Origin of the sequence: Mesorhizobium sp. M2A.F.Ca.ET.039.01.1.1, assembly GCF_003998035.1 — a bacterium.
Taxonomy (GTDB): Bacteria; Pseudomonadota; Alphaproteobacteria; order Rhizobiales; family Rhizobiaceae; genus Mesorhizobium.
The window spans coordinates 1-4,003 of record NZ_RZRY01000580.1 but is presented as its reverse complement, the minus strand read 5'-3'; the positions used below and the strand labels follow the sequence as shown (position 1 = coordinate 4,003).

5 protein-coding genes are annotated in these 4,003 nt (G+C 65.8%); all 5 read left to right on the top strand.

What is annotated here, in order from left to right:
* Window positions 1-863, top strand: an 863-nt coding sequence (locus EOA24_RS29685) for an ABC transporter permease (protein ID WP_133374672.1), incomplete at its 5' end; no start/stop codon positions are given.
* Between the two features lies 1 nt (window position 864).
* Complete coding sequence (locus EOA24_RS29680; protein ID WP_126081398.1) at window positions 865-1,836, top strand: ABC transporter permease; 972 nt, start codon at window positions 865-867, stop codon at window positions 1,834-1,836.
* An 88-nt stretch (window positions 1,837-1,924) separates the two neighbouring features.
* A complete protein-coding gene (gene cdd, locus EOA24_RS29675) occupies window positions 1,925-2,317 on the top strand; it encodes a cytidine deaminase (RefSeq protein WP_126081399.1) in 393 nt (130 codons plus the stop codon).
* Window positions 2,314-3,117 (top strand): purine-nucleoside phosphorylase, encoded by an 804-nt coding sequence (locus tag EOA24_RS29670; protein ID WP_126081400.1) that lies wholly within the window; start codon window positions 2,314-2,316, stop codon window positions 3,115-3,117. The genes cdd and EOA24_RS29670 overlap by 4 nt, the downstream gene beginning before the upstream one ends.
* On the top strand, window positions 3,117-4,003 hold an 887-nt coding region (locus EOA24_RS29665; protein WP_127410370.1), incomplete at its 3' end, for a thymidine phosphorylase. The genes EOA24_RS29670 and EOA24_RS29665, both read left to right, overlap by 1 nt.

Here is a 4,003-nt window from a genome sequence, read left to right as displayed (position 1 = left end):
ATATAGGCGGCCTGGGCATCGCGCTCGTTTGCCTGAGCCTCGACAGCGTGATGCCCTGGTGGGTGATCTTTCCGATCGCGATCGTGGCCGCCGCTGCGTTCGGCGCGCTTTGGGGCCTGATCCCGGCCTATCTGCAGGCCAAGCGCGGCTCGCACATCGTCATCACCACCATCATGTTCAACTTCATCGCGGCCTCGGTGATGGTCTATCTCTTGGTCGGCGCGCTGAAGCCGGCCGGCTCGCAGGCGCCGCAGACGCGCAATTTCCTTGCCGGGGCGGAACTGCCGAAACTCAACTGGGTGATTGAATTGTTCGGCGCCAAGATCCGCTCGGCGCCGCTCAACATCTGCTTCCTGCTGGCTCTGGTCATGGCCTTCCTGGTCTGGCTGCTGATCTGGCGCACCAGGCTCGGCTATGAGATGCGCACCTATGGCCACAGCCCGAAGGCGGCGCGCTATGCCGGCATTTCGGAAACCCGCATCATCATCACGGCGATGATGATCTCAGGCGCGCTGGCCGGCATGATGGCGCTCAACCCCGTCATGGGCGACCAGCACAATGTCGCGATCGATTTCGTGTCCGGCGCCGGCTATGTCGGCATCGCGGTGGCGCTGATGGGCCGGCTGCATCCGGTCGGCATCGTGCTGGCGGCGATCCTGTTCGGCATGCTCTACCAGGGCGGCGCCGAGCTTGCCTTCGAGATGCCGGCGATCAGCCGCGACATGATCGTCATCATCCAGGGCCTTGTCATCCTGTTTGCCGGCGCGCTGGAGCATATGTTCAGGCCTTACATCCAGGCGCTTTTTGCCTCGGTCAGTCCGAAGTCGGTCGGCATGCAGGCGGTCAAGGGGACAGGGGCCTGAGATGGATATGTTCAACGCAATCGTCCAGGTGCTGGACTCGACCATCCGCCTTTCTGTGCCGCTGCTGCTCGCCTGCCTGGCTGGCCTCTATTCGGAACGGGCCGGCATCTTCGACATCGGGCTGGAAGGCAAGATGCTGGTCGGCGCCTTTGCCGGGGCGTCGGCCGCCGCGGTCTTCCACTCGGCCCTGATCGGCCTCGGCACGGCAATCCTGATCTCGGTCGCTTTTGCCCTGGTGCACGGCTTCGCCTCGATCACCCATCGCGGCAACCAGATCGTGTCCGGGGTGGCGATAAATTTCATCGCCGCCGGATCGACCATCATCCTCGGCCAGGCTTGGTTCCAGCAGGGCGGGCGCACGCCGGCGCTGCAGCCGGGCGAACGCTTCGAGGCGATCATCTGGCCCGGCGCCGAGGCGATCAGGGATGTGCCGATCATCGGCCCGATCTATGCCGAGCTGATCTCAGGCCACTCGATCCTGGTCTATTTCGCCTTCGCCATGGTGCCGTTCACCTGGTGGGTGCTGTTTCGCACCCGCTTTGGGCTCAGGATGCGCGCCGTGGGTGAGAACCCGGCTGCCGTCGACACCGCCGGCATTTCGGTCCCCTGGCTGCGCTATCGCGCGCTGATCTGCACCGGCATCCTGACCGGGGTCGCCGGCGCCTACCTGTCGATGGTCCAGAATGGCGGCTTCGTGAAGGACATGACGGCGGGCAAGGGCTATATCGCGCTGGCCGCGCTGATCTTCGCCAAGTGGAAGCCGGTCAACGCCATGTTCGCCTGCCTGCTGTTCGGCTTCCTCGACGCGGCCTCGATCCGCCTGCAGGGGTCGCCGCTTCCCCTTGTCGGCAAGGTGCCGGCGCAGTTCATGCAGGCGCTGCCCTATGTGCTGACCGTCATCCTGTTGGCTGGCTTCATTGGCAAGGCCATACCGCCGCGCGCCGGTGGTGTGCCCTATGTCAAGGAACGCTGAGGTCGGGAACACTGAGGTCGGGAACGCTGAGGCTGGATTTTCGTTCGGCGACCGGCATTTGAACAAGATCGTGGGAGAGAAGAACCGGATGTCGCATGATCTGTTCGAGGCGGCGAAGACGGCGATGGCCAAGGCCTATGCGCCCTATTCGAAATTCCCGGTGGGCGCCGCGCTTCGCACCGAGGACGGGCGTGTCTTCACCGGCGCCAATATCGAGGTGGCGTCCTATCCGGAAGGATGGTGCGCCGAGACGACCGCGCTCGGCCATTACATCATGGGCGGCGGCGGCAGGATCGTCGAGATCGCCGTGATCGCCGAACGCATGGCCAAATGCTCGCCCTGCGGCGGCTGCCGGCAGCGGCTGGCGGAATTCTGCCGGCCGGACACGAAGCTCTATCTCTGCGACAACACCGGCGTGGCCGAGACGGTCACCATGGGCGAGATGCTGCCTTACGGCTTCAGGGGCGATATCTTGAAATGAAGGAAGCGCTGGATCATCTGGTCGAGAAGCTGGACGGGCTGGCGCCCAAGGCGGCGCTTGTGCTGGGCTCGGGCCTTGGCGGGCTGGTCGACCAGGTCAAGGATGCCAGGCGCGTCTCCTATGCGGAGTTGCCGGGCTTCCCGCGCAGCGGTGTTTCAGGCCATGCCGGCGAGGTGGTTGCCGGGCATTTCGCCGGCACGCCGGTGCTGATGCTGTCCGGCCGCGCGCATTATTACGAGCATGGCAACGCCGCCGCGATGCGCCCGGCACTGGAGGTGCTCGCCGGCATCGGCATCTCGCATCTGATCCTCACCAACGCCGCCGGCTCGGTCGATCCCGAGATGGGACCGGGCTCGGTGATGCTGATCACCGACCACATCAATTTTTCCGGCTCCAATCCGCTGATCGGCGAGCCGAGCGACCGCCGTTTCGTCGGCCTCACCGAGGCCTACGATGCCGGCCTGCGCGGCGCGATCGAAAGGGCGGCCAAGGCAACCGGCACGGCGCTGCACAAAGGCGTCTATATGTGGTTCTCCGGACCCTGCTTCGAAACGCCTGCCGAGATCCGCATGGCGCGCGTCATGGGCGCCAACGCCGTCGGCATGTCGACCGTGCCGGAGGTCATTCTCGCGCGTTTCCTCGGGCTCAAGGTTGCCGCCTGCTCGGTCATCACCAACCTGGCGGCCGGCATGACCGGAGCGGAACTCTCGCACCAGGAAACCAAGGACATGGCGCCGATCGGCGGCGCGCGGCTGGCGACGATCCTGCGGCGCGTCTTCCAGGGCGGCTTGCCCGACTGATGCTGCCGCAGGAGATCATCCGCCGCAAGCGCGACGGCCACAGGCTCTCGTCCGACGAGATCGCGGCCTTCGTCGCGGGGCTGACGGCCGGCACCATCTCCGAAGGCCAGGTCGGCGCTTTCGCCATGGCCGTATTCCTCAACGGCATGAGCCGCGAGGAAGCGGTGGCGCTGACGATTGCCATGCGCGATTCCGGCGACGTGCTCGACTGGTCCGACCTGCCTGGCCCGGTCACCGACAAGCATTCGACGGGCGGCGTCGGCGACAATGTCTCGCTGATGCTGGCGCCGATCGTCGCCGCCTGCGGCGCCTATGTGCCGATGATCTCCGGCCGCGGCCTCGGCCACACCGGCGGCACGCTGGACAAGATGGATGCCATTCCCGGCTATGCCAGCCAGCCGGATTTACCGCTTTTCCGCAAGACGGTGCTCGAGACCGGCTGCGCCATCATCGGCCAGACCGCCGATCTGGCGCCCGCCGACCGCAGGCTCTACGCGATCCGCGATGTGACGGGAACGGTCGAATCCATACCGCTGATCACCGCTTCGATCCTGTCGAAGAAGCTTGCCGCGGGCCTGGGCTCGCTGGTGCTCGACGTCAAGCTCGGCAACGGCGCCTTCATGGAAAAGTCGCGCGATGCGGTGGCCCTGGCGAACAGCCTGGTGGAGGTCGCCAACGGCGCCGGCCTGAACGCATCGGCGCTGGTGACGGGCATGAACGAACCGCTGGCCTCCGTGGCCGGCAACGCGGTCGAGGTGAAGAATGCCGTCGACTTCCTCACCGGTCGTTTTCGCGACAAGCGTCTGGAGGACGTGACGCTGACGTTGGCGGCCGAGATGCTGCAGTCGGCGGGGCTGGTTTCGTCGCAGCAGGATGGCCTCAGGCG

Excerpts from the sequence above, each read along its gene's own strand:
- EOA24_RS29670 (WP_126081400.1), top strand. The coding sequence starts at position 2,314 with ATGAAGGAAGCGCTGGATCATCTGGTCGAGAAGCTGGACGGGCTGGCG.
- EOA24_RS29680 (WP_126081398.1), top strand. The coding sequence starts at position 865 with ATGGATATGTTCAACGCAATCGTCCAGGTGCTGGACTCGACCATCCGC.
- cdd (WP_126081399.1), top strand. The coding sequence starts at position 1,925 with ATGTCGCATGATCTGTTCGAGGCGGCGAAGACGGCGATGGCCAAGGCC.